Raw genomic sequence first — 21,381 nt, forward strand, 5'->3', positions numbered from 1 at the left:
CCACCAAACGCCGCCGGTGCGACGGGCAGGACGGCGCTTGTTCGTTGCTTGCCTCGGCGAAACCCGGTTTCTATGATCCGCTCGCCCGCCCCCGGGAAAATGAGGATCATTAGCCTGTGTTCAAGTCCAAAGCGGCGCTCGCCGCCGCCTTCCTCCCGCTGGCCCTCGTCGGCTGCTCGTCCGACGGTCAGCTGACCGCCACCGGCATCACCGTGACGCGTTCGGCCTGCCCGGCGGTGGCGATTCCTGCAGCGACCGGGGACATCACCTTGTTCAACCCGGAAAACAGCCGGGACGCGAGCGCGATCGACGTCGTCGCCCACATCACCAACGTCCGTTCGACCTGCGACGAAACCGGCGAGAACATCATCACCACGGTGAATTTCGAGATTCGTGGCCAGCGCCGCGACGCTGCCGGTGCGCGCGAAGTGGTGCTCCCGTATTTCGCTGCGGTCGTGCAGGGCGGCACCGCCGTTCTCACCAAGAGCATCAGCCGGGTCGGTCTTCGCTTCGAGGACGGGCAGACCAGGGCCAGCACGACGGGCACCGCAACCGGGCAGGTTGCGCGCGCGGCTGTCACCCTTCCGGACGAGGTGCGCCGTCAGATCACCCGCGAGCGCAAACCCGGCGACGCCGATGCCGCAGTGGATCCGCTCGCCGATCCGACCGTCCGCGACGCGGTGCGCAAGGCCAGCTTCGAAGTGCTGGTCGGCTTCCAACTCACCGACGCCCAGCTTTCGTATAACGCAACCCGCTGACCCGGGTCCATAAGCCACGTTGACAGCGGCCGGGTCAGCCTCCAAGGCGGCCCGGTCGCCGTCTTTTCAGCCGGTGCGCGTGCGGGAGAGAGCGGCGGGTTTCGGCCTGCCGCCGCCGAAGGAGCAACCACCCCGGAATCTCTCAGGCAAAAGGGACCGCACGGGCATAGACACTCTGGAAAGCGTCTGCTCCGGCGAAGGCCGAGGCAGACCACCGAAGGGGTAACCCGTTGCAGTCCGCGCGGGGAAAGCTCTCAGGTCCAGTGACAGAGGGGGATTGTTTGCAACCATCGTCCGGACCATCCGGATGGCGTTGCGGCGCCCTGGAGACTGGACAATGACCGACGCATCGGCCCCCGAAAAGACCCTGCCACTCGACGCATGGCACCGCGCTCGCGGCGCCCGAATGGTGCCGTTCGCCGGCTATGCAATGCCGATCCAATATGAGGGCATCATCGCCGAGCATCGCTGGACGCGCGAATCGGCGGGGCTGTTCGACGTCAGTCACATGGGCCAGCTGATCATTCGCGGCGCCGAGGCGGAGAAAGCGCTTGAAGCGCTGCTGCCGGCCGATCTCGCCATCCTGAAGGAAGGACGGCTGCGCTATTCGCTGCTGCTCACCGAGGAGGCCGGGATCATCGACGATCTCATGGTCACCCGGCGCGGCGATCATTTCTACATGGTCGTGAACGGTGCGACCAAGGACGGTGACATCGCCCATCTCGAGTCGAAGCTGCCGCACACGGTGGTCGTCGACCACATGAAGGAGCAGGCCCTGCTCGCGCTTCAAGGGCCGAAGGCGGCGGCAACGCTTGCACGGCTCGTGCCCGGCGTCGAGGCGCTCGGCTTCATGACCGGCGGCGCCTTCCAGATCGGGGGTGTCACCGCCTGGATCAGCCGATCGGGCTATACCGGCGAAGACGGGTTCGAAATCTCGGTTCCCGCCGCACAAGCCGTCGCCATCGCGGACCTGCTTGCAGAGCAGCCGGAGGTGAAGCCGATCGGCCTCGGCGCTCGCGATTCGCTCCGGCTCGAGGCCGGGCTGCCGCTCTACGGACACGATCTCGACACCGGCACGACCCCGGTCGAGGCCGATCTCGGATTCGCCATTTCCAAGCGCCGCCGCAGCGAGGGCGGCTTCGCCGGATGGCATCGCATTTCGGCCGAGCTCGACAACGGCCTGATCCGCCGGCGGGTCGGCCTGTTCGTCGAGGGACGGCAGCCGGTTCGCGAAGGCGCTGTCGTGATCGACGACGAGGGCAATGACGTCGGCAAGGTGACGAGCGGCGGCTTCTCGCCGATCCTCGAAGTGCCGATTGCGATGGCCTATGTGCCGGTCGCTTCGTCCGAGCCCGGCAGCGTCGTCCGCCTCGCCCAGCGCGGCAAGATTTTTCAGGCGAAGGTCGCTCCGATGCCCTTCGTTCCTCATCGCTATCATCGCAAGGGAGGCGGCCAATGACTGTTTATTACACCGACGAGCATGAATGGATCTCGGTCGAAGGCGACGGTGCCACCGTCGGGATCACCGATTTCGCGCAGGGCCAGCTCGGCGACATCGTCTTCGTCGAACTGCCCGAGGCGGGACGGCAGGTCACCAAGGGCGGCGACGCAGCGGTTGTCGAATCGGTGAAGGCGGCGTCCGACGTCTACGCTCCGGTCAGCGGTGAAGTGGTCGAGGCCAATCAGGCGCTCGGCGACGATCCGTCGCTGGTCAACACCGCGCCCGAAGGCGAAGGCTGGTTCTTCAAGCTCCGCCTGTCCGATCCGTCGGAACTCGACGGCTTGATGGACGCTGAAGCCTACCGAGCTTTTTGCGAGCAACAGTGACCGTCAACACGTCCTCCCGCTGGTCTCCGACCGACTACGCGACCAACGCGGCCTTCGTGCCGGCGCTCGGGTCCGCGGCGCTCGATCTGCTTGCGCCGCAGCCGGGCGAACTGATCCTCGATCTCGGCTGCGGGGACGGAACGCTTACGCAGAAGATCCATGCTGCGGGTGCGGCCGTGATCGGCCTCGATGCCTCTCCGGAAATGGTCGAAGCGGCGCGCGCCAAGGGCGTCGACGCGTTCGTCGCCGATGCCCAGGCGCTCGATCTCGAAGGCCAGGCGATGCGCTTCGGGCAGTTCGATGCCGCTTTCTCCAACGCGGCGCTGCACTGGATGCTCGATCCGGATGCCGTCGCGGAAGGCGTCTTTTCGATGCTGAAGCCGGGCGGGCGCTTCGTCGGGGAGATGGGCGGGCAGGGCAATATCGCGGCGCTGCGGACGGGTATTCGCGAGGAGCTCAACGCCCGCGGCTATCCGGTGCCGGCGGCGGACCCGCAATGGTATCCCTCGGTCGAGGAGTTCGTACGGCTCTATGCCTGTGCCGGGTTCAACGAGATCCAGGCCCACCTGATCGCGCGGCCGACGCCGTTGCCGACAGGTGTCGCGGGATGGGTGAAGACCTTCCGCCGCGGCTGGCTCGACGTTGCCGAGGTGCCGGAGACGGAGCGGGACGCGGTCGCGCAGGCGATCCAGGCGAGGCTGCAGCCAAGTCTCCAGCAAGCCGACGGCAGCTGGATCGCGGATTACGTCCGGCTTCGCTTCTCGATGCGAAAGCCGGACTGACGCTTTTCCTCCCGAGATGGGAGGAGCGGATGCGAGCGGCCCGGGGGGGCTGATCGGCGTCCATGTCATTTCCACCCCTCGCCATGCGGCTCCGTTCGGGGTCGCCCGTAGATGAAAGCCGTCTGAGATGCGCTATTTGCCCTTAGCTGAAGCCGATCGACGCGACATGCTTCGCACGATCGGTGCGCCGTCCGTCGAGGACCTGTTCGTCGACGTGCCCGAGGCGGCACGGCTGGCGACCAAGATCGATGGACTCCCCGATCACGCCAGCGAGCTTGCCGTCGAGCGGCGTCTGTCCGCGATGGCGCGCCGCAATCTTGCGGCCGGAGAGGTGCCTTTCTTCCTCGGCTGCGGTGCCTACAAGCACCACATTCCCGCCAGCGTCGATCATCTGATCCAGCGTGGCGAGTTCCTGACCAGCTACACGCCCTATCAGCCGGAAATCGCCCAGGGTACGTTGCAGGCGCTGTTCGAATTCCAGACCCAGGTCGCGCGCCTTTACGGTTGCGACGTCGCCAATGCGTCGATGTACGACGGCTCGACCGCCTGCTGGGAAGCGATCGGAATGGCGCGCCGGATCACCCGCCGTACCAAGGCGATCCTCTCGGGGGGTCTGCATCCGCATTATGTCTCCGTGGCGAAGACGATGGCGCGCTTCACCGGCGACCTGCTCGAAACCTCGGTCCCTGATCTGTCCCCTGAGCCCGACACCGCGCGGTTGCTCGACGAAATCGACAGCGACACGAGCTGCGTCGTCGTCCAATATCCGGACATCCTCGGGCGCATCGGCGATCTTTCCGAGCTCGCCGAGCGGGCCCATGCCGCCGGCGCCTTGCTGATCGCGGTCGTCACCGAACCGGTCGCCCTTGGACTGCTGCGTGCACCGGGGGAAATGGGTGCCGACATCGTCGTCGGCGAAGGCCAATCGATCGGCGTCGGCTTGAACTTCGGTGGTCCCTATGTCGGGCTGTTTGCCACGCGCGACAAATATGTCCGCCAGATGCCGGGCCGTCTCGCCGGGGAGACCGTCGATGCGGAAGGCAAGCGCGGTTTCGTGCTCACGCTCTCGACCCGCGAGCAGCATATCCGGCGCGAAAAGGCGACCTCGAACATCTGCACCAACAGCGGCCTGTGCGCGCTCGCTTTCTCCGTGCACATGACCTTGCTCGGGGAAGCGGGCCTGCGGCAATTGGCGACGCTCAACCACGCCAAGGCAGTCCAGGCCGCCGAGCGGCTGGCGAAAGTGCCGGGGGTGGAACTGGTCAGCGAGACCTTCTTCAACGAATTCACCGTCCGCCTGTCGACGGAAGCGCGGCCCGTCGTCCGCACGCTCGCCGATCGCGGCATTCTGGGCGGCGTGTCGCTGGGTCGCCTCTATCCCGGCGCCGAAGCGCTCGAGAACGGTCTCGTTGTCGCCGTTACCGAAACCAGCACTGACGAAGATGTCGAGGCGCTTGCCGGCGCGCTCGAGGAGATCCTGGCATGAGCATGAATCGTGAAGGCCGTCCGACCAAGCCTGACAGCGCCGGGGAGGCTGGCGAAGCCCAGACCTGGACCGGAAACCGCGCCCTTATGCTCGAAGAGCCGCTGATCTTCGAAATGGACGAGGATATAGGCACCGGCGTCGATTTCGACGAAGCGCCCAAGGTAGCGAGCCGCCTCGGCGGGCTCGAGCGGAACCGGCCGATCGGAATTCCCGGCCTGTCGGAACCGCAGGCGGTGCGCCATTATACCCGTCTCAGCCGCCAGAATTACGCGATCGATCTCGGGCTTTTTCCCCTCGGTTCGTGCACGATGAAGCACAATCCGCGTCTGAACGAGCGGATGGCGCGGCTGCCCGGCTTTGCCGACATTCACCCGCTGCAGCCGGTCGACACCGTGCAGGGCGCGCTCGAACTGATCGCCGAACTCGGCGGCTGGCTGGTCAAGCTCACCGGAATGCATTCGGTGGCGATGAGCCCCAAAGCCGGCGCCCATGGCGAGCTTTGCGGCTTGCTGGCGATCCGTGCCGCTCTCGAGGCCCGGGGCGATGCCCGCGAAGTCATCCTGGTGCCGGAAAGTGCTCACGGCACCAATCCCGCCACCGCCGCCTTCGTCGGCTACCGGGTGGAAAGCATCCCGGCGAATGAACGCGGACGGGTCGATCTGGACGCACTGAAGGGCCGCCTCGGACCGGATGTGGCCGCCGTGATGATCACCAATCCGAATACCTGCGGGCTGTTCGAGCCGGACATGATCGCGATTTCCGAGGCGGTCCATGCCGCCGGCGGGCTCGTCTATTGCGATGGTGCGAACTTCAACGCCATCGTCGGCCGCGTGCGTCCGGGGGATCTCGGCATCGATGCGATGCACATCAACCTCCACAAGACCTTCTCCACGCCGCATGGCGGCGGCGGCCCGGGTTCCGGTCCGGTCGTCTTCTCCGAGGCGCTGACGCCGTTCGCGCCGCTGCCGTTCGTCGAACAGCAGGGCGACCATTTCGTCCTGGTGGAGGAGGAGACCGCCGGCGAGCATCACGCGTCCAGCTTTGGCCGGATGACCGCTTTCCACGGCCAGATGGGCATGTTCACCCGCGCTTTGTCCTACATCCTCAGCCACGGCGCGGACGGTCTGCGCCAAGTCTCGGGCGATGCGGTGCTCAATGCCAATTACATCCTGCGTAGCCTTGAGGACGTGCTCGAGGCGCCGTTCGGCGAGAGCGGGCCGTGCATGCATGAGGCGCTGTTCAGCGACAAGGGCTTCGCCGAGGGGCTGAGCACGCTCGATCTCGCCAAGGGGCTGATCGATGAAGGCTTTCACCCGATGACGATGTATTTCCCGCTCGTCGTTCACGGGGCGATGCTGGTCGAGCCGACAGAGACGGAATCCAAGGCCGCGCTCGATCAGTTCATCGGCGCGCTGCGCTCGGTCGCCGAGCGCGCCAAGGCGGGCGACGAGTCCCTGAAGGCTGCGCCCGTCCATGCGCCCCGCCGCCGGCTCGACGAGACCCAGGCCGCGCGCAAGCCGGTGCTGGTGTGGAAGCCGCCGGTGCAGGCCGAAGCCGCGGAATAAGGGAGGCCGCCGAGGCTTTGGCGGTGGCGGCGTCGCCTCGAACCCCCAGGGGGTTTTTGCTGGGGGGCGGGGTCAGACGTACCAGAGGGGAGACCGGCCATGGACGATGCGCGTCGCCGAGCGCCTGCAACCGAGCGCAATCGTGAACCGATCGCGCACGTCCTTCGTGACGTTCTGCCCGCCCGCGGAACTGTGCTGGAAGTCGCGAGTGGGACGGGCGAGCATGGCGTCTACTTCGCGGATCAATTTCCGGATCTGCGATGGCAGCCGAGCGATCCGGATCCGGACGCGCTCGCATCGATCCTGGCGTGGCGGCATCACGCTTCTCTCCCGAACCTTCTGGAGCCGGTGCTGCTGGATGCGTCCGCAGCGGAATGGCCGATCGCATCTGCCGACGCGATCCTGTGCATCAACATGGTCCACATCAGCCCCTGGGCCGCGACGGTGGGATTGATGGCCGGTGCGGAGCGTGTGCTTGCGCCAGGCGCTCCGCTGGTCCTGTACGGACCCTATCGGCGGTCCGGGGTTGCGACCGCGCCCTCGAACGAGGCGTTCGACGCCTCGCTCCGGGCACGCGATCGCCAATGGGGTTTGCGTGCGTTCGAGGACGTAAGCGCCGAAGCCCAGGCGAGGGGACTCCGCTTCGAGCGACTGGTCGAGATGCCGGCGAACAACCTGACGATCGTCTTCCGACGGATCTAGAGGTTACGGATTGTAGCGCGGCAGATTGGCCTGTTCGGGCTTGTCGCTGTCGCGGACCCGGGTGACGCCGTCGCCGTCGCCGACCTGTTCCTTCACCCCGTCGCGCGCGCCGATGCCGCGCTGCAGATTGCCGCCATGCGAGCCGCCGAAGGCAGGAGCGTCCTCCATCTTGTCGATGATTTCGCTGTCGTCGGTCTGACGGGCGGTTTCGGCACGATCGGTGCCGCGGTCGTTGCGATCGCTCATGTTTCGCTCTCCTTCGTCCGATCAATGCGGCCGGACAGCAGACGTTCCCTGTCGCGGATCGGCAGCGAAAAGGCGCACGAGGAGAAGTGTCCAGGCTGCGCCGAGCGCCCAGCCGCCGATCACATCGGAGGGCCAGTGAACGCCGAGGATCGGGCGGCTGAGACCGATCGCTGCGGCGAAAACGAGGGCTGCAAGCACTGCGGATGTCCGCCGCGCCGCGGGCACGACGAGCAGCGCGAAACCGAGGCCGAGCGTCATCGCATTGGCTGCATGCCCGCTCGGAAACGCCATCGAATTGACGACTACCAGATGGCCGTGCGGATCCGGCCGCGCACGGTCGAAAAGCTCCTTGAACGCCTCGACCAGCGCGCGTTCGCTCAGCAAGAGACCGCAAAGCAGGAGTGCCTGCCGTCGATGCCGGCGGTAGAGCAGCCACGCCGCTCCAAGCAACGTGATCGGGATCACCACCGCCCAGCCGCCGACAGTGGTCAGCATTCGTGCCGCCGGAACCAGCTCGGCATGCTGCGCGGCGATCAGGATCCCGCGGTCGAGTTCGGATCCGGGACCTCCGACCAGCAACATGGCGATGAACAGAAGAACAAGGGCGCCGAGCGGCATCCAGACGGCGGGTGGCGACAGTCGGTTCATGCTCCGCGCTGTCGCGCTACGCTGCGGTCCTGTCCAGCCGCTACGGCACGACTCGCCGAAGACACTGCATTTTCCCTGAGTTGCGCCGGATCGCTTCAGGAACGATTTACCATTTGCAGATCGGGACGGCGTCGGCCCTGAGCCTCTACAAAGGAGGTGAATGGAGGCGCCGCAGCGACGAGTCATTTCCGCCGGACGTTTCGGGAATGGAAGAACTTATGTTAGTAACAGATATCACTGGGGAGTGGGGTCCGATGGAATCGAACTGTCGTTACTACCAACGTCGTGCAAACGAGGAGCTTCGCGCAGCCTCGCGGGCGATTACGCCGGAAGCGCAGGCACGGCGCCAGGCGCTCGCAGCGTCGTTCGCCAAGCTTGCCGAACAATATCAGGCGGGTCTCACCGCGACCATGGCGCACGGCTGATCCGAGCATTTCGTAACGGTCCGATTTCGCGGTAGCCGCGACAAACCTTCAAGATCGGCGCCGGACGAGTTTCTTCGATCCCCGACGGGTTTAGCGGTCCTACGCAGCCGAACGAGGCTTGCGCGCACCATCTTCCACTGTAACAAACATGTTGCAGGGGAGAAGCGGATGGAGGCCACGTCGATCAATTCCGTGGACACGCAGCGGCCGCGCCTCAACGGGCTTCAATATCTTCGCGCCATCGCCGCACTGCAGGTCGTCGTCCACCACGCGGTGCAGGCTGCCGGCATCAAGCTTTCGATGCCCGGCTTCGGCGTTCCGCTGTTCTTCGTGATCAGCGGCTTCCTGATGGTGGCGATCACCGACGCCGGATCGCGTCCCTCGCCATTCTTCAAGGATCGATTGATCCGGATCGTTCCACTCTACTGGATCGCGACGACCGTCTTCCTGGCGCTCTTGTTGACGAAAACAAGCGTCGCACCGGCGACCGCGGCGGCATCCTATCTGTTCCTTCCCTTCGGTGCTCCGGGCGAGGGGCGGCATTTTTTCCCTTTGCTCAACGTCGGGTGGACGCTCAATTACGAGATGATGTTCTACGCGATCTTCGCGTTGCTGCTGCTGCTTCCCCGCAAGGCACTGCTTCCGGCCCTCACCCTGGTGTTCGTCGCACTGGCCGTCGCATCGTTCTTCATCCCGCAGGATCGGGCGCCGTTCGCATTCTGGTGCAATCCGCTGATCCTGCAATTTCTGGCAGGCGCCTGGCTGGGTCACTTCTGGTCGCTGCGGGCCTCCCTCGGCATACCGATCATCGCCTGCTTCCTCGCCTTCTTCGTCCTGTATTCGACCGACGGAGTTCTCCGCAACACGCTGTGGCTGGGCATCCAAAGCACCTTGCTGGTGATCGGAACGTTGGAACTGGAGCGCGCAGGAGCATTCGCACGCCCGATCCGGCCGCTCCGTTTTCTCGGCGATGCCAGCTATTCGATCTACCTCTGGCACGTCTTCGCGATCATCGTCGCCGTGGTCTGCGGCCGTGGGATCGCTGCCCCCGCCTGGTCGGTTGCGACCGTTGGAATCCTCGGCGGCGTCGCGGCGGGCCTGACGAGCTACTGGCTTCTCGAGCGGCCGCTGCTGCACATCTTCCGGCGGAAGCGCCATCGCGATGCGATCCCGATACCCGCCGGACCCTGACGATACCGGCGGATGATTGGAGCAGTCGATGGTGCGAAGGTGGTGGGCCCGCCGGGACTCGAACCCGGAACCTCTCGATTAAAAGTCGCTTGCTCTACCGATTGAGCTACGGGCCCGCGGGCGTTCCCCTAGGAGCGGCCGGGGCCGCGGTCAACGGGGGAGGCGCGGCGGAGCCGGTGAAAGAGGTGGCGCACCGTCGCGCCGGAAAGCGGGTCGCGCCAATCGGGTGCGATCGCCGCCAGCGGCGCAAGAACGAAGCCGCGCTTGCGAAACTCTGGGTGCGGAATGGTGAGGGCGCCATCGGCCCACCAGCCTTCCGACCACAGAATGATGTCGAGGTCGAGGACACGCGGTCCCCAGCGGCGTCCGCCGCGGCGCCCGAAGGCGCGCTCCACCTGCTTGAGCCTGTGCAGAAGCGCGGAGGGTTCGAGCTTCGTCACGACCAAGGCCGCCGCGTTGGCGAAGCCGCGGCCGGCGGGGCCGAGCGCCGGCGTCGACCGGATCGGCGAGAGACGCTCGACGGCGATGCCGTGGGCGGCGAGCGCGCGCGCGGCCGCCTTCACCACTTCGGCGGGCGCGCCATATGTCCCGTGCCGCCGGTTGGAACCCAGCGCCACCAGGTAACTTGTCTTCGCCATGGGCCGCCGCGTAGACGAGCGCGATGGTCCCGCATAGTCCCGCAAGCCGCTTCGCACACCTTCCGCCGAGCCCCGTCGCCGATGTCGAGCCGCCGCATGATTGCCCCTTATGCCCGCGCCTCGTCGCCTTTCGCGAAGGTCTGCGCGCCGAGCATCCTGCCTGGTGGAACGCGCCCGTCCGCGCCTTCGGCGATCCCGATGCCCGGATCGCCGTAGTCGGCCTGGCGCCGGGGATGAACGGCGCCAACCGCACGGGCCGGCCCTTCACCGGCGACTTCGCCGGCATCCTGCTCTACCGAACGCTGCTCAAATTCGGGCTCGCGGAGGGCGTGTACGAGGAGCGGGCTGACGACAGCCTGCGCCTCAAGGGTGTTGCCATCGTCAACGCTGTCCGCTGCCTGCCGCCACAGAACAAGCCGACGCCCGAGGAGATCTCGACCTGCCGGAGCTATTACAGCCTGGCGCTGGACAGGCTGCGCCACGCGAGGATCCTCGTCGCCCTGGGCCAGATCGCCCACCAATCGGCGGTGCGCACCGCCGGCGGCCGTCTCGCCGACTACAAGTTCGGCCACCTTGCCGAGCATGTCCTCCCCGACGGCCGCGTGCTGATCGATAGCTACCATTGCTCGCGCTATAATCAGAATACCGGGCGCCTCACCGCCGAGATGTTCGAACGGGTGTTCGCCCGGGCCCTGGAGGTGAGGGACGCCTGAATTCGTCAGGTCAGGCCGATCGTCCCCGTGCGGAAACGGGCCAGGTGTCGATCACCAGATCGTCCCGGCAGATCGCATATTGATCGTAGAGGTTGACCGTCGGGTCGCAGTGCGGCGGCAACAGCGTCACGAGATCATCGAGCCGCGGGTCCGCGCCGCCCTCGGGCGTGACCAGCATGCCATGCTCGTCACCCATGAAGAGGAAGGCAGAACCGGGATCGGCACCGGCAAGAACGCGCGCTGCGCCGCCGTCGGTCGCCATCGCCTTGAGCCCGGCGTCGATCGTCACCCGTCCGGGCGTATTGGCGCTGATCACCCGCGTGTCGATCGAGAGCGCCTGTTCGAAGCGCAAAGCGGCCGGTTCGCACTCCTGATATTGGCGATCCATGAAGATGTACGAGCCCGCCTGCAATTCGTTGAGCAGACCCAGTTCGGCGTCGATGGCAAAACTGCCGGTGCCGCCGCCGGTCACGGTCCGCGCGGGAAGGCCCGCGTCGCTCAACGCCTGGAGGATCGTGCGCAAATAGGCGGCGCGTTCCGCGAGCGCCGACTGCCGGTCATCGAAGCGGGGCACGTGCTGCAGGGAGCCGCAATAGAATTGCACGCCCAGGTAGCCAAGCGCGTCATTGGCCGCGATCCGCTCGGCAAGCGAGACGGCAGCTTCCGGCGAGGTGACGCCGGTGCGGTGCGAGCCGGTGTCGAGGTCCACCAGCACATCGATCCGGCCGTCGCCAACCGCCGCAGCCAGCCGATCGACATTGTCGGGATGGTCGACAACGACGGCGAGTCGTTCGACCCTCTCGTTCAGCCGTGCGAGCCGCTCGACCGGCTGGCGCGGCACCACCGGCGACGTGATCAGGATGTCCTCGATCCCCTCGGCGGCAAGCGCCTCGGCCTCACCCAGCTTCGCGCAGCAGATGCCGACCGCGCCGGCCGCAATCTGCCGGCGGGCGATCTCGCCGCTCTTGTGGGTCTTGGCGTGCGGACGAAGCGCGATGCGCTTGCCTCGCGCCCACGCGGCCATGGCGGCGACATTGCGCTCGAAGGCAGGCAGATCGACGATCAAGGCGGGGGTGGCGAGGTGCGCGCGCGGGAAGGGTGGGGTGGTGCTCATTTGGTCTCCAGCGACACGACGCAATCGGGCGCTCTTCTTGCAACCGGTGATCGCCGGCGCAAGCGGATCGGAGGACGCTCATGCGGCCGGCGCAGCGTCCCCGCGCAACCGGGCGATCGCCAGCCGGAGATTGTCGCCGGCATCTTGCAGGAGCGCGGAAGCCTGGTCCGGCGCAGCGCCGAGCGCGACGAGCGCGGCCGGCTTGATCCGGCCTCCGGATTGTTCGAGCGCTGCCTCCGCCTGCGATCGCGAAACGCCGCTGATTGTCCCGACCATGATCGCGGCACGATCCCTAAGCTTGCGGTTGGAGAGCCGCATGTCGACCATCAATCCGTCATGAACCCGGCCCAGGCGCAGCATGATCGCCGTCGACAGCAGGTTGAGCGCGATCTTCTGGGCGGTGCCCGCCTTCATCCGCGTGGAGCCGGCGACCACTTCCGCCCCCGTATCGAGCAGGATCGGATGCGCGCACACGGCGAGCAGCGGCGTTCCCGGATTGCAGGCAATGCCGATCGTCAGCGCGCCCGCGGTTGCGCCGGCCCTTACGGCCGCGACGGTGTAGGGGGTGCGCCCGCTCGCCGCGACGCCGATGACGACGTCGCATGGCGTCGGCTTCGTCGCAAACAACTCCTGCTCGCCGGCATCCCCATCGTCTTCCGCGCCCTCGACGCTGGTGAGAAGTGCCGTCATGCCGCCCGCCATGAGCGGCACGACTCGTTCCGAGCCCCAATTAAAGGTCGGGGCGAGCTCGACGCCATCGAGCACCGCCAAGCGTCCGGAGGTGCCCGCACCGGCATAAATGAGGCGGCCGCGTCCCCCTTGCAGGCGCTCGGCCGCAGCTTCGGCCGCCGCCGCGATCGCTCCGGCCTGCGACTGGACCGAAGCGGCCGCGGCAAGCTGTCCTTCCAGCATCGCCTGAACCGCATCCCCCGTCGGCCAGAGGTCGAGCGCGGCATAACGGGGGCTCATCAACTCCGTGGACATCGTGGCAAAGCTCCTGTTCCGCGCCGCTATGAACCTTATTGGTAGCATCGCGCTACCGTCCTGGGGTAGTTCGCGATCGAAGCGGGGCAGGGTCGGGCAATGGAATATTACCTCGGCATCGATGCAGGCGGCACTCACACGCGGGCGCGGCTGGTGACGGCGGACGGTGTCGTCCTCGGCACCGGCGAGGGCGGTCCGGGCAACACCCGAATCGGGCTGCCGCAGGCGCTCGATGCGGTGCAACACGCCTGGCAGGAGGCGATGGCCGAAGCCGGCTTGGACGAAACGCATCTCGCCTCGGTGCGCGCGGGTCTCGGCATCGCCGGGCTCAATCGGCGGGGCGTCTTGCCCGGCCTGCAGGAGCATCAATTCCCGTTTCGCTCGATCGCGTTCGCGAGCGATGCCGCAATCGCCAATCTGGGTGCCCATAACGGCGGCGACGGGGCGATCGTGATCGTCGGCACGGGCAGCATCGGCTTCGCGCGTGTCGGCGAGGAGATCACCACGATCGGCGGCTACGGCTTCCCGGTCTCAGACGAAGGGAGCGGTGCCGATCTCGGTTTGCGTGCGATCCGGCAATCCCTGTGGGCGCGCGACGGGCGCATTCCGCACAGCCCGATGACGGACGCCGTGCTCGACTATTTCCACGGATCGGCCGGCGAGATCGTCGACTGGACCGCCCGGGCGACTCCGGCCGATTATGCGAGCTTCGCACCGATGGTGATGGACCGAGCGTCGGACGGCGACCCGGTCGCGGAGCCGATCGTCCAGGCGGCCGCGCGCCGGCTCGACCGACTGATCCGGGTTCTCCTGGATCGCGGCGCCCCGAGCTGTTGCCTGATGGGCGGGGTCGCGGCGCGGATGCGCGACTGGCTCGCCGCCAGTATCCGCGAGCGGCTGAGCGAGCCGCTCGGCGATGCGCTGGACGGTGCCGTCCTGCTCGCGCGCAGGCGGGCGGCGGAGAAGGAGACGCTCTAAACGGCCGGGCGCCGTGGGTCCGATACCGAGACACGAGGCCACGGAGGCGCTAGTCTGGCGCCATGAACCTGCGTCACATCGAGATTTTCCACGCCGTCTACGTCAATGGCTCGGTCACCGCCGCAGCCCGGGCGCTGAACGTCTCGCAGCCGTCCGTTTCGAAGATGTTGCGGCATGCCGAGACATTGCTCGGCTTCCAGCTGTTCCAGCGAACCAATGGGGGTGGCCTTGTCCCGACCCACGATGCTCATACGTTGTTCAGCGAAGTCAGCGAGATCCAGGACCGTGTTCACGCCCTACGCGAGGCAGCGCGCAATCTGAGGCGCGGGGTCGACGGAATGCTGCGGGTGTCGGCTTTGCCCTCGCTCGCGCTCGACACGATCCCGACCGCGGTCTCGCTGTTCCTCAAGAGCCACGAAAATGTCCGCTTCGATCTGCAGACCGTCCATCACGACGACCTGCTGCGCAAGCTCTACGAGCGCGAGACCGATGTCGCGATCGCCTATCAGGTCCCGCCGGCCGCTCCGATCGCCAACAGGTGGCTTGGCGAAGGGGAATTGGTGGCGTTCTACCGCGAGGAGGACATGCCCGACGCGCCGCCCAGCCTCGAGCTCGAACGGCTGCGCGGACGGAAGTTCATCAGCCTCGCGGCCAGCGGCCCGACCGGCCAGCTGTTTACCCAAGAGCTGCAGCGGCTCGAGATCGAGCTCGACGAAGTCGTGTCGGCACGCACCTTCTACATCGCCAGTGCGCTCGTCCGGCAGGGCGTCGGGATGACCGTCGTCGACAGCTTCACCGCCCAGGCCTGCATGGCGCCGGGTCTGTCGATGCGGCCTTTGCGGCCGCGCCTCGCCTTCGACATTCATGCCATGTTCCTGATCAACCGGCCGCCCGGCGCGCTCGCCAACGATTTCCTCAAGACCCTGGCGCGGGTGCTCGACGCTCCATAACGGCAGGTTATGGCCACGCGCTGACTCGCTATTCGTGACGCAAGCATTCTCTCGAATAGGCTCGGCGACGACATGATAGCGGCGCCATTCCTCCTGTATCTTGGTCACAGCGCTGACGCGCTGGGGATCAAGACGTCCCGCGGCCTCGCCGCCTTCCGCGGCGAAGATTGCGTCGGAGAATTCCGGCACGACGATTGCCCGCAGACCCTCGGTCTGCCGCGCATGACGATGGAAGAAGGGGTGGCCGCAGGCGCGCGAACGCTCGTGCTCGGCATTGCGGGCGCCGGGGGCAAGCTTCCCGCCGAGCTCATCGCGGATGCGCAGGCGGCGCTCAATGCGGGCCTGAACGTCGCCGCGGGACTCCACGAGCGGCTGCGCGACCAGCCGGCGCTGGTCGCTCTGGCGCGCGAGCGCGGGCTGCAATTGTTCGACGTCCGCGATCCGCCACGCAGGTTGTCCGTCGGCAAGGGCACGCCGCGTGCGGGGCACCGCCTGCTGACGGTGGGCACGGATTGCTCGGTGGGCAAGATGTACGCCACCCTCGCGCTGACCCGGGCGCTTCAGGCGCGCGGCGTTGCGGCTGATTTCCGCGCCACCGGACAGACCGGTATCCTGATCGCCGGCGCGGGCGTCGCCGTCGACGCGGTGGTTGCGGACTTCATCTCCGGAGCGATCGAGCAACTGGCGGAAGCGCGCGACGACGATGGCTGGGATCTCATCGAAGGGCAGGGATCGCTGTTCCACCCGTCCTTCGCCGGCGTGTCGCTCGGCTTGCTTCACGGCGCCCAGCCCGAAGCGTTGGTGCTCTGCCATGAGCCTGGCCGCCCGCACATGCGCGGCATCCCCGGCCGGGCGCTCCCCGGTCTCGGCGAGTGCCTGGAGCGCAATCTCGAGGCGGCGCGGCTGACCAGCCCCGAGGTGCGCGCCGTCGGCATCTGCCTCAACACCTCCGGCATGGAGCGCGAGCCCGCGCTTCGCCTCTGCGCCGCGACCGAGGACAAACTCGGCCTTCCCTGCACCGATCCCGTTGCCTTCGGGGTCGATGCCATCCTCGATCGTCTCTTATGCGCCGCACCCTCGACGCTCAGCACGACCGCTTCGCGCTGAGCCGGCCGTTCCGGATCGCCCGCGGCGTGAAAACGGCCGCGGACGCGATCACGGTGACGATCCGCGATGGCAGCGCACTTGGCCGCGGGGAAGGCATCCCCTATCCGCGCTATGGTGAAAGCGTCGAAACTGCCCTCGAAGTCATCGAGGCCGTTCGGCCGTTGATTGAGGCGGGCGCCGACCGGCAGACCTTGCTGACGGCCATGAAGCCGGGTGCTGCCCGCAACGCGGTCGATTGCGCTCTATGGGATCTCGAAGCCCGGCAGCAGGAGCGCAGCGTCGCCGCAATGGCCGGGCTGCCGACGCCCGCACGGCTCCCCAGCGCGCTGACGGTGGTGATCGACACGGCCGAGGCCATGGCGCGCGCGGCTGCCGACATCGCCGAGGCGCCGCTGATCAAGGTGAAGGTCGATGCCGAAGCGCCGGAAGCACAAATCCGGGCGGTGCGTACCGCCGCGCCGCGCGCCCAGCTGATCGTCGACCCGAACGAGAGCTGGGACGAGGCGATTGTTCGCCAGATGCAGCCGCTGCTTCTCGAATGCCAGGTCGATCTGCTCGAGCAGCCGGTGCCGGCCGGTGAGGATGCGTGGCTGGAGCGCTTCCAGCCGGCGGTTCCGATCTGCGCGGACGAAAGCGTGCATGTCGCGGCCGATCTGCCGACCATCGCGCGGCGCTATCAGGTCGCCAACGTCAAGCTCGACAAGAGCGGCGGTCTCACCGAAGCCCTCCAGCTCGCTCAAGCCGCTCGGGAGCTTGGGCTCGGGTTGATGACCGGCTGCATGGTGAGCTCGTCGCTGTCGATCGCGCCGGCGCTCCTGATCGCCGGCATGTCGGACTTCGTCGACCTTGACGGTCCCATCTGGCTCGCCGAGGATCGTCCCGGCGGCGTGCGCGACGATGGCGGCTATCTGTGTCCGCCGGCGCCGGGTTTCTGGGGGAGTCCATGATGTTTCGACGTGCCGCGCTGCTCGCCGGGATCGCCGGCTTCAGCCTCGGCGCGGCACCGGCATCCGGCCCGGTGGATATCCTCATCCGCGGCGGCACGATCTACACTGGCGATGCGGCGCCGTTCGTCGGGGACGTCGCCATTTCGGGCGACCGGATCCGCGCGTTAGGGCGGGGGCTGAAGCTGCCGGCACGGAAGACGATCGATGCACGCGGTCTTGTCGTCGCACCCGGGTTCATCGATCCGCACACCCATGCCGGTGCCCAGCTCGCTTCCGACGACGCCGCGACCCGGCTCATCCCGGGCTTTCTGATGCAGGGGGTCACCACCGCGTTCATCGGAAATGACGGCGGCGGGGATCCGGACGTGCGAACTGTGCTCGCCCGCGCGGCGACCAAGCCGGTCGGGATCAATTATGCGGCCTATGTCGGCCTCGATCCGGTGCGCAAGAAGGTGGTGGGCGAAGGCGATCGCGCGCCGACGGCGGACGAGCTCGCGGCGATGAAGCAACTCGTCGCCGGAGCGATGTGCCAGGGCGCGCTCGGCTTCTCGACGGGTCTCTTCTACGCTCCGCAAAGCTTTGCCGGGAAAGACGAAATCGTCTCCCTCGCGCGGGAAGCGGCGACGCGCGGCGGGGTCTATGACACTCATTTGCGCGACGAATCCAGCTATACGATCGGCCTCTCCGCGGCGGTCGACGAAGCGATCGCAATCGGGCGTGAAGCAGGCCTGCCGGTCAACATCTCCCACATCAAGGCGCTCGGCGTCGACGTTCATGGCCAGGCGCCGGCGATCATCGCCAAGATCGAGCGCGCGCGTGCCGCGGGAAAGCGGGTCACGGCGGATCAATATCCCTGGTCCGCCTCGGGCACGAGCCTGGTCGCCTCCCTGGTGCCATTGTGGGCGCAGGACGGCGGGCGCGCGGCGATGTTGAAGCGTTTTGACGATTCGACTCTTGGCGAGCGCCTGCGCGCCGGGATCACGGACAACCTCCGCCGCCGCGGGACCGCCGCCGCCTTGCTGATCACGGAAGGCGAGCATCGCGGCCGGACGTTGGCGCAGGTGGCGGCGGCGCGCGGGGAGGATCCGGTAGCCGCCGCGATTGCGGTCATCCGGGTCAAGGATCCCGCGGTCGCGTCGTTCAACCAGACGGAGGAGGACATCGCCGCGTTCATGCGCCGTCCGTGGGTGATGACCGGCTCGGACGCCTCGACCGGTCACCCCCGATCCTATGGCAGCTTCGCCCGCAAATATTCCGAATATGTGGTCAAGCGGCAGGTGCTGACATTGCGCGAATTCCTCCATCGCAGCAGCACGCTGACCGCAGACACGTTCCGCCTCAGCGGTCGCGGACGCCTGGCACCGGACGCCTATGCCGACATCGTCCTGTTCGATCCGAAGCACTTTGCCGAGCAGGCGACCTACGAGCAGCCGGCGCTGCTTGCCGCCGGCGTCCGCGCCGTCGTCGTCAATGGCGTGCTCGCCGTCGACAACGGCACGCCCACCGGCGCGGCCGCCGGACGCGCGCTTGCGCACACCCCGACGCCGGGCCGGTGCGGATGAGCCTGCTGCGGATCTGGTTTGCGATCCCGCTGTGGAAGCGTGTGCTTGCGGCGCTGGCGCTCGGTCTGGTCTTCGCGGCCGTGTGGCCCGAAGCGACTCCGGCGGTTCAGTTCATCGGTGATCTCTTCGTGCGCGCAATCCGAATGCTGGTGGTGCCGATCGTGCTGGTGACGATCGCCTCCGGCATCACGGCGCTCGGCGATCCGAAGCGGATCGGCGGGCTCGGTGCGCGCACGATCGGCCTGTTCGCGCTGACCACTGCGATCGCCGTGTCCGTCGGGATGGCGGTCGCGACCCTGGTCCGCCCCGGCATCGGCGCGCCGCTCGGGACCGCGGTGCCCAAGGCGCTCGGCGCACCGCCGACACCGTACGAGCAATTGATCGGCATCATCCCGACCAACATCTTCGATGCCCTCGCCAAGGGCGACATGCTGGCGATCATCTTCGTCGCCATCCTGCTCGGGATCGGTACCCTGGTCGCGGGCGAGGCGGGGCGTCCGTTCGCCGCCTTGCTCCAGTCGGCATCGTCGGTGCTGCTCAAGATCGTCGGAATCGTCATGGAGGCGACCCCGTTCGGCGTGTTCGCGCTGATCGCCGTCGCAGTCGCCGCCAACGGCGCCACGATGTTCGTCAACGTCGGCTGGCTGGCGCTCGCGGTCCTGCTCGGCTCGGCCATCCAGATCCTGCTCGTCCACAGCGCGATCCTGACGCTGCTCGCGCGCGTGCCGGTGATGCGCTTCTTCCGCGGGATCATCGATGCGCTTGTGGTCGCCTTTTCGACCGCGTCGAGTTCGGCGACCCTGCCGGTCGCCATGCGAGTCAGCGAGCAGAATTTGGGCGTCGGCCGTCCCGTCTACTCGACCGTGCTCCCGCTCGGCGCGAGCATCGGCAAGGACGGCACGGCGATGTATGTCGGCCTGCTCAGTCTGTTCAGCCTGCAGGCCTTCGGCACGCCGCTCACCCCCACCGTCTACGCGCTGGTGCTTCTGACCGGCGCGCTCGCTGCGTTCGGCACCGCACCGGTGCCCTCCGCCTCCTTGTTCATGCTCGCCGCGGTTCTCTCCGCCGTCGGGATCGCGCCCGAGCAGACCGCCCTGGTCGTCGGATTCGTGCTTCCGTTCGATCGCCTGCTCGACATGACCCGCACCGTCCCCAGCGCCAGCGCGAACCTGACGGTCGCAACCACTGTGGCGCACTGGGAAGGGGAACTCGACAACGAGGTTCTTCGGGCCACTTCGGACAAGCCGGCCGCGGCCTGAAACCGGTTCATCCGCTTTGCCAGGAATTTGCCATGCGACGCGTCCGACCAAGTGTAATGTTGTTCCTGGCCATCGCGGTGGCGTCTCCCAGTCTAGCCGGGGAGAGCCTGCAGCAACGCATCGAGGCGCGGCTCGCCGAAGCCGGGCCCGGCCCGCGTTTCGGCCTGGTGGTCACTGGTGACGACGGACGCGAGCTGATCGCGATCAATCCGGACGAGCGCTTCATTCCGGCGTCGAATACCAAGATCTTCACCACTGCAGCGGCGTTCGCGACGCTTTCCGACATCGAGGGACCCGATCGGCGCGGCGGCGCTTCGGTGCGCCTCGAGGCGCGAGGCCGGGGCGCGCCCGATCTGGTGCTGACCGGCCATGGCGATGCACGGCTGTCGAGCGCTCCAGACTGCGTCACGAATTGCCTCGCCATACTCGCCGATGCCGTTGCGGCGAAAACCAGGCGGGTGGCGGACATCATCGGCGACGACAGCCTGTTCCCGGACCAGCGCTGGAGCCCGGGGATGAGCTGGAATAACATCGTGTCGCGCTACGGCACCGGTGTCTCCGCGTTGACCCTCGACGATAACGAGCTGGAAATTCGCGTCACAGCCGGCCGGGCTGGGTCTGCGCCGCAGGTGACACACCTTCCTTATTACGAGGTCGACAATCGCGCGCGCACCGTCGCCGCCGGTCCAGCCACGCTCGACGTCGAGCGGATGCCGGGAAGCCGGATCCTCCGCCTGTCCGGAACGATCGCGGCGACGGCAGAGCCCGAGACACTTCACGTTGGAATCGACGATCCGGCCCATTTCGCGGCCTGGCGCTTCCGCGCGCTGCTGGAGGCACGCGGCGTGCGGGTCACCGGCAAGGTCGACGTGCGCCACCGTCCGCTCGGGCCGGGCGACGATCCGAAAGGCCGCGGCGGAATAGCGCCGGTGCGCCCGGCCGAGCCGGAAGCGCTCGCCCGGCTGACGCCGCCGTCCATCACCGAGGATCTCGTCCACATCAACAAGGTCAGCCAGAATCTGCACGCCGAGCTGATGCTGCGCCGGATCGGACTGGTGAACGGTACCGGATCGATCGCCGACGGAGTCGCCGCGATCGGCGGCATGCTGGAGCGCGCCGGCGTACCCCGGTCCGGCTGGGCCCTGTCCGACGGATCGGGCATGTCCACCTACAACCGAGTCGCTCCGCGCGGGATGGCGACCCTGCTACGCTGGATCGCGGTACAGCACTGGGGCGCGCGCTGGCGCGCCACTTTGCCGATCGGCGGAGTCGACGGGACGCTCGGTCGGCGCTTCCGCGGCACTGCGCTGGAGGGCAAGGTCTTCGCTAAGACCGGCACGATCAATGCGACCAATGCCTTGTCCGGCTACCTGATCGCAAAGAGTGGCCGCACATTGACCTTCTCCGCTTATGCGAACGATGTGCCGGAGGATGTGTCGGGAGCGCGCCCGATCGATGCCGCACTGGTGCTGATTGCGGAAGAGAATTGAGCCCGTGCG

General features: G+C 67.3%; 22 protein-coding genes, 1 tRNA gene and 2 riboswitches. Of the genes, 17 read left to right on the plus strand and 6 right to left on the minus strand.

The window, feature by feature from the left end:
- Nucleotides 1-116 precede the first annotated feature (116 nt).
- The 7 genes from C7I55_RS20100 to C7I55_RS20130 all read left to right on the plus strand — a co-directional run bounded on the left by C7I55_RS20100 (nt 117) and on the right by C7I55_RS20130 (nt 7,120).
- The gene (locus tag C7I55_RS20100; protein WP_199192956.1) at nt 117-758 is read left to right on the plus strand and encodes a hypothetical protein; all 642 of its coding nucleotides are present in this window, start codon (nt 117-119) and stop codon (nt 756-758) included.
- 72 nt (nt 759-830) lie between these two features.
- Nucleotides 831-927, plus strand: a riboswitch (glycine riboswitch).
- Nucleotides 928-1,038, plus strand: a riboswitch (glycine riboswitch).
- 57 nt (nt 1,039-1,095) lie between these two features.
- Entirely contained in the window at nt 1,096-2,217 is a 1,122-nt protein-coding gene (gcvT, locus tag C7I55_RS20105; protein ID WP_106514810.1) for a glycine cleavage system aminomethyltransferase GcvT, read from the plus strand.
- Nucleotides 2,214-2,585, plus strand: coding sequence for a glycine cleavage system protein GcvH (gene gcvH / locus C7I55_RS20110; RefSeq protein ID WP_106514811.1), 372 nt, complete (start codon nt 2,214-2,216; stop codon nt 2,583-2,585). The genes gcvT and gcvH overlap by 4 nt, the downstream gene beginning before the upstream one ends.
- A complete protein-coding gene (locus C7I55_RS20115; protein WP_106514812.1) occupies nt 2,582-3,367 on the plus strand; it encodes a class I SAM-dependent methyltransferase in 786 nt (261 codons plus the stop codon). Before gcvH ends, C7I55_RS20115 begins: the two co-directional genes overlap by 4 nt.
- 127 nt (nt 3,368-3,494) lie before the next feature.
- On the plus strand, nt 3,495-4,853 hold the full coding sequence (gene gcvPA / locus C7I55_RS20120) for an aminomethyl-transferring glycine dehydrogenase subunit GcvPA (protein WP_106514813.1): 1,359 nt from the start codon (nt 3,495-3,497) through the stop codon (nt 4,851-4,853).
- Nucleotides 4,850-6,418, plus strand: coding sequence for an aminomethyl-transferring glycine dehydrogenase subunit GcvPB (gcvPB, locus tag C7I55_RS20125; protein ID WP_106514814.1), 1,569 nt, complete (start codon nt 4,850-4,852; stop codon nt 6,416-6,418). Before gcvPA ends, gcvPB begins: the two co-directional genes overlap by 4 nt.
- A 99-nt stretch (nt 6,419-6,517) precedes the next feature.
- Nucleotides 6,518-7,120 (plus strand): DUF938 domain-containing protein, encoded by a 603-nt coding sequence (locus tag C7I55_RS20130; RefSeq protein ID WP_106514815.1) that lies wholly within the window; start codon nt 6,518-6,520, stop codon nt 7,118-7,120.
- Between the two features lie 3 nt (nt 7,121-7,123).
- Here the strand turns inward: C7I55_RS20130 and C7I55_RS20135 are convergent, their stop codons facing one another.
- Together C7I55_RS20135 and C7I55_RS20140 are read right to left on the minus strand one after the other, a co-directional pair.
- Complete coding sequence (locus tag C7I55_RS20135; protein ID WP_106514816.1) at nt 7,124-7,366, minus strand: hypothetical protein; 243 nt, start codon at nt 7,364-7,366, stop codon at nt 7,124-7,126.
- Nucleotides 7,367-7,387: 21 nt separating this feature from the next.
- Complete coding sequence (locus C7I55_RS20140) at nt 7,388-8,014, minus strand: phosphatase PAP2 family protein (RefSeq protein ID WP_158266515.1); 627 nt, start codon at nt 8,012-8,014, stop codon at nt 7,388-7,390.
- A gap of 254 nt (nt 8,015-8,268) precedes the next feature.
- Between C7I55_RS20140 and C7I55_RS28270 the strand changes: the two genes are divergently transcribed.
- Nucleotides 8,269-8,439 (plus strand): hypothetical protein, encoded by a 171-nt coding sequence (locus C7I55_RS28270; RefSeq protein WP_158266516.1) that lies wholly within the window; start codon nt 8,269-8,271, stop codon nt 8,437-8,439.
- A gap of 168 nt (nt 8,440-8,607) precedes the next feature.
- A complete protein-coding gene (locus C7I55_RS20145; RefSeq protein WP_106514818.1) occupies nt 8,608-9,630 on the plus strand; it encodes an acyltransferase family protein in 1,023 nt (340 codons plus the stop codon).
- A gap of 40 nt (nt 9,631-9,670) precedes the next feature.
- Here C7I55_RS20145 and C7I55_RS20150 read toward each other — a convergent pair.
- Together C7I55_RS20150 and folK are read right to left on the minus strand one after the other, a co-directional pair.
- Nucleotides 9,671-9,746, minus strand: a tRNA-Lys gene (locus C7I55_RS20150).
- Nucleotides 9,747-9,758: 12 nt separating this feature from the next.
- Nucleotides 9,759-10,268, minus strand: coding sequence for a 2-amino-4-hydroxy-6-hydroxymethyldihydropteridine diphosphokinase (folK, locus tag C7I55_RS20155; RefSeq protein WP_106514819.1), 510 nt, complete (start codon nt 10,266-10,268; stop codon nt 9,759-9,761).
- Between the two features lie 23 nt (nt 10,269-10,291).
- On the opposite strand from folK, the gene C7I55_RS20160 reads away from it, so the two are divergent.
- The gene (locus C7I55_RS20160) at nt 10,292-10,981 is read left to right on the plus strand and encodes a uracil-DNA glycosylase (RefSeq protein ID WP_106514820.1); all 690 of its coding nucleotides are present in this window, start codon (nt 10,292-10,294) and stop codon (nt 10,979-10,981) included.
- Nucleotides 10,982-10,991: 10 nt separating this feature from the next.
- Here the strand turns inward: C7I55_RS20160 and C7I55_RS20165 are convergent, their stop codons facing one another.
- On the minus strand, nt 10,992-12,095 hold the full coding sequence (locus C7I55_RS20165; RefSeq protein WP_106514821.1) for a DSD1 family PLP-dependent enzyme: 1,104 nt from the start codon (nt 12,093-12,095) through the stop codon (nt 10,992-10,994).
- Nucleotides 12,096-12,173: 78 nt separating this feature from the next.
- Nucleotides 12,174-13,079 carry an N-acetylmuramic acid 6-phosphate etherase gene (locus C7I55_RS20170; RefSeq protein ID WP_106514822.1) on the minus strand — a complete coding sequence of 302 codons (906 nt, stop codon included), beginning with the start codon at nt 13,077-13,079 and terminating at the stop codon, nt 12,174-12,176.
- 99 nt (nt 13,080-13,178) lie between these two features.
- Here C7I55_RS20170 and C7I55_RS20175 point away from each other — a divergent pair, with 99 nt between their 5' ends.
- From C7I55_RS20175 to dacB, 7 genes are all read left to right on the plus strand, one after another.
- Nucleotides 13,179-14,057 carry a BadF/BadG/BcrA/BcrD ATPase family protein gene (locus C7I55_RS20175; RefSeq protein ID WP_106514823.1) on the plus strand — a complete coding sequence of 293 codons (879 nt, stop codon included), beginning with the start codon at nt 13,179-13,181 and terminating at the stop codon, nt 14,055-14,057.
- A 62-nt stretch (nt 14,058-14,119) separates the two neighbouring features.
- Entirely contained in the window at nt 14,120-15,007 is an 888-nt protein-coding gene (locus C7I55_RS20180; RefSeq protein ID WP_106514824.1) for a LysR family transcriptional regulator, read from the plus strand.
- 72 nt (nt 15,008-15,079) lie between these two features.
- Nucleotides 15,080-16,114 carry an N-acetyltransferase DgcN gene (dgcN, locus tag C7I55_RS20185; protein ID WP_106514825.1) on the plus strand — a complete coding sequence of 345 codons (1,035 nt, stop codon included), beginning with the start codon at nt 15,080-15,082 and terminating at the stop codon, nt 16,112-16,114.
- Nucleotides 16,072-17,061, plus strand: coding sequence for an N-acetyl-D-Glu racemase DgcA (gene dgcA / locus C7I55_RS20190; protein ID WP_106514826.1), 990 nt, complete (start codon nt 16,072-16,074; stop codon nt 17,059-17,061). Before dgcN ends, dgcA begins: the two co-directional genes overlap by 43 nt.
- A complete protein-coding gene (locus tag C7I55_RS20195) occupies nt 17,061-18,623 on the plus strand; it encodes an N-acyl-D-amino-acid deacylase family protein (protein WP_199192957.1) in 1,563 nt (520 codons plus the stop codon). Before dgcA ends, C7I55_RS20195 begins: the two co-directional genes overlap by 1 nt.
- Nucleotides 18,620-19,882, plus strand: coding sequence for a dicarboxylate/amino acid:cation symporter (locus C7I55_RS20200; RefSeq protein WP_106514828.1), 1,263 nt, complete (start codon nt 18,620-18,622; stop codon nt 19,880-19,882). The genes C7I55_RS20195 and C7I55_RS20200 overlap by 4 nt, the downstream gene beginning before the upstream one ends.
- Nucleotides 19,883-19,938: 56 nt before the next feature.
- On the plus strand, nt 19,939-21,372 hold the full coding sequence (dacB, locus tag C7I55_RS20205) for a D-alanyl-D-alanine carboxypeptidase/D-alanyl-D-alanine endopeptidase (protein WP_233222320.1): 1,434 nt from the start codon (nt 19,939-19,941) through the stop codon (nt 21,370-21,372).
- The last annotated feature ends 9 nt before the right edge of the window (nt 21,373-21,381 follow it).

The organism is Allosphingosinicella deserti (assembly GCF_003012735.1).
Classification (GTDB): domain Bacteria; phylum Pseudomonadota; class Alphaproteobacteria; order Sphingomonadales; family Sphingomonadaceae; genus Allosphingosinicella; species Allosphingosinicella deserti.

Excerpts from the sequence above, each read along its gene's own strand:
- gcvT (WP_106514810.1), top strand. The coding sequence starts at position 1,096 with ATGACCGACGCATCGGCCCCCGAAAAGACCCTGCCACTCGACGCATGG.
- gcvH (WP_106514811.1), top strand. The coding sequence starts at position 2,214 with ATGACTGTTTATTACACCGACGAGCATGAATGGATCTCGGTCGAAGGC.
- gcvPA (WP_106514813.1), top strand. The coding sequence starts at position 3,495 with ATGCGCTATTTGCCCTTAGCTGAAGCCGATCGACGCGACATGCTTCGC.
- gcvPB (WP_106514814.1), top strand. The coding sequence starts at position 4,850 with ATGAGCATGAATCGTGAAGGCCGTCCGACCAAGCCTGACAGCGCCGGG.
- C7I55_RS20130 (WP_106514815.1), top strand. The coding sequence starts at position 6,518 with ATGGACGATGCGCGTCGCCGAGCGCCTGCAACCGAGCGCAATCGTGAA.
- C7I55_RS20135 (WP_106514816.1), bottom strand. The coding sequence starts at position 7,366 with ATGAGCGATCGCAACGACCGCGGCACCGATCGTGCCGAAACCGCCCGT.
- C7I55_RS20140 (WP_158266515.1), bottom strand. The coding sequence starts at position 8,014 with ATGAACCGACTGTCGCCACCCGCCGTCTGGATGCCGCTCGGCGCCCTT.
- C7I55_RS28270 (WP_158266516.1), top strand. The coding sequence starts at position 8,269 with ATGGAATCGAACTGTCGTTACTACCAACGTCGTGCAAACGAGGAGCTT.
- C7I55_RS20145 (WP_106514818.1), top strand. The coding sequence starts at position 8,608 with ATGGAGGCCACGTCGATCAATTCCGTGGACACGCAGCGGCCGCGCCTC.
- folK (WP_106514819.1), bottom strand. The coding sequence starts at position 10,268 with ATGGCGAAGACAAGTTACCTGGTGGCGCTGGGTTCCAACCGGCGGCAC.
- C7I55_RS20160 (WP_106514820.1), top strand. The coding sequence starts at position 10,292 with ATGGTCCCGCATAGTCCCGCAAGCCGCTTCGCACACCTTCCGCCGAGC.
- C7I55_RS20165 (WP_106514821.1), bottom strand. The coding sequence starts at position 12,095 with ATGAGCACCACCCCACCCTTCCCGCGCGCGCACCTCGCCACCCCCGCC.
- C7I55_RS20170 (WP_106514822.1), bottom strand. The coding sequence starts at position 13,079 with ATGTCCACGGAGTTGATGAGCCCCCGTTATGCCGCGCTCGACCTCTGG.
- C7I55_RS20175 (WP_106514823.1), top strand. The coding sequence starts at position 13,179 with ATGGAATATTACCTCGGCATCGATGCAGGCGGCACTCACACGCGGGCG.
- C7I55_RS20180 (WP_106514824.1), top strand. The coding sequence starts at position 14,120 with ATGAACCTGCGTCACATCGAGATTTTCCACGCCGTCTACGTCAATGGC.
- dgcN (WP_106514825.1), top strand. The coding sequence starts at position 15,080 with ATGATAGCGGCGCCATTCCTCCTGTATCTTGGTCACAGCGCTGACGCG.
- dgcA (WP_106514826.1), top strand. The coding sequence starts at position 16,072 with ATGCGCCGCACCCTCGACGCTCAGCACGACCGCTTCGCGCTGAGCCGG.
- C7I55_RS20195 (WP_199192957.1), top strand. The coding sequence starts at position 17,061 with ATGTTTCGACGTGCCGCGCTGCTCGCCGGGATCGCCGGCTTCAGCCTC.
- C7I55_RS20200 (WP_106514828.1), top strand. The coding sequence starts at position 18,620 with ATGAGCCTGCTGCGGATCTGGTTTGCGATCCCGCTGTGGAAGCGTGTG.
- dacB (WP_233222320.1), top strand. The coding sequence starts at position 19,939 with ATGTTGTTCCTGGCCATCGCGGTGGCGTCTCCCAGTCTAGCCGGGGAG.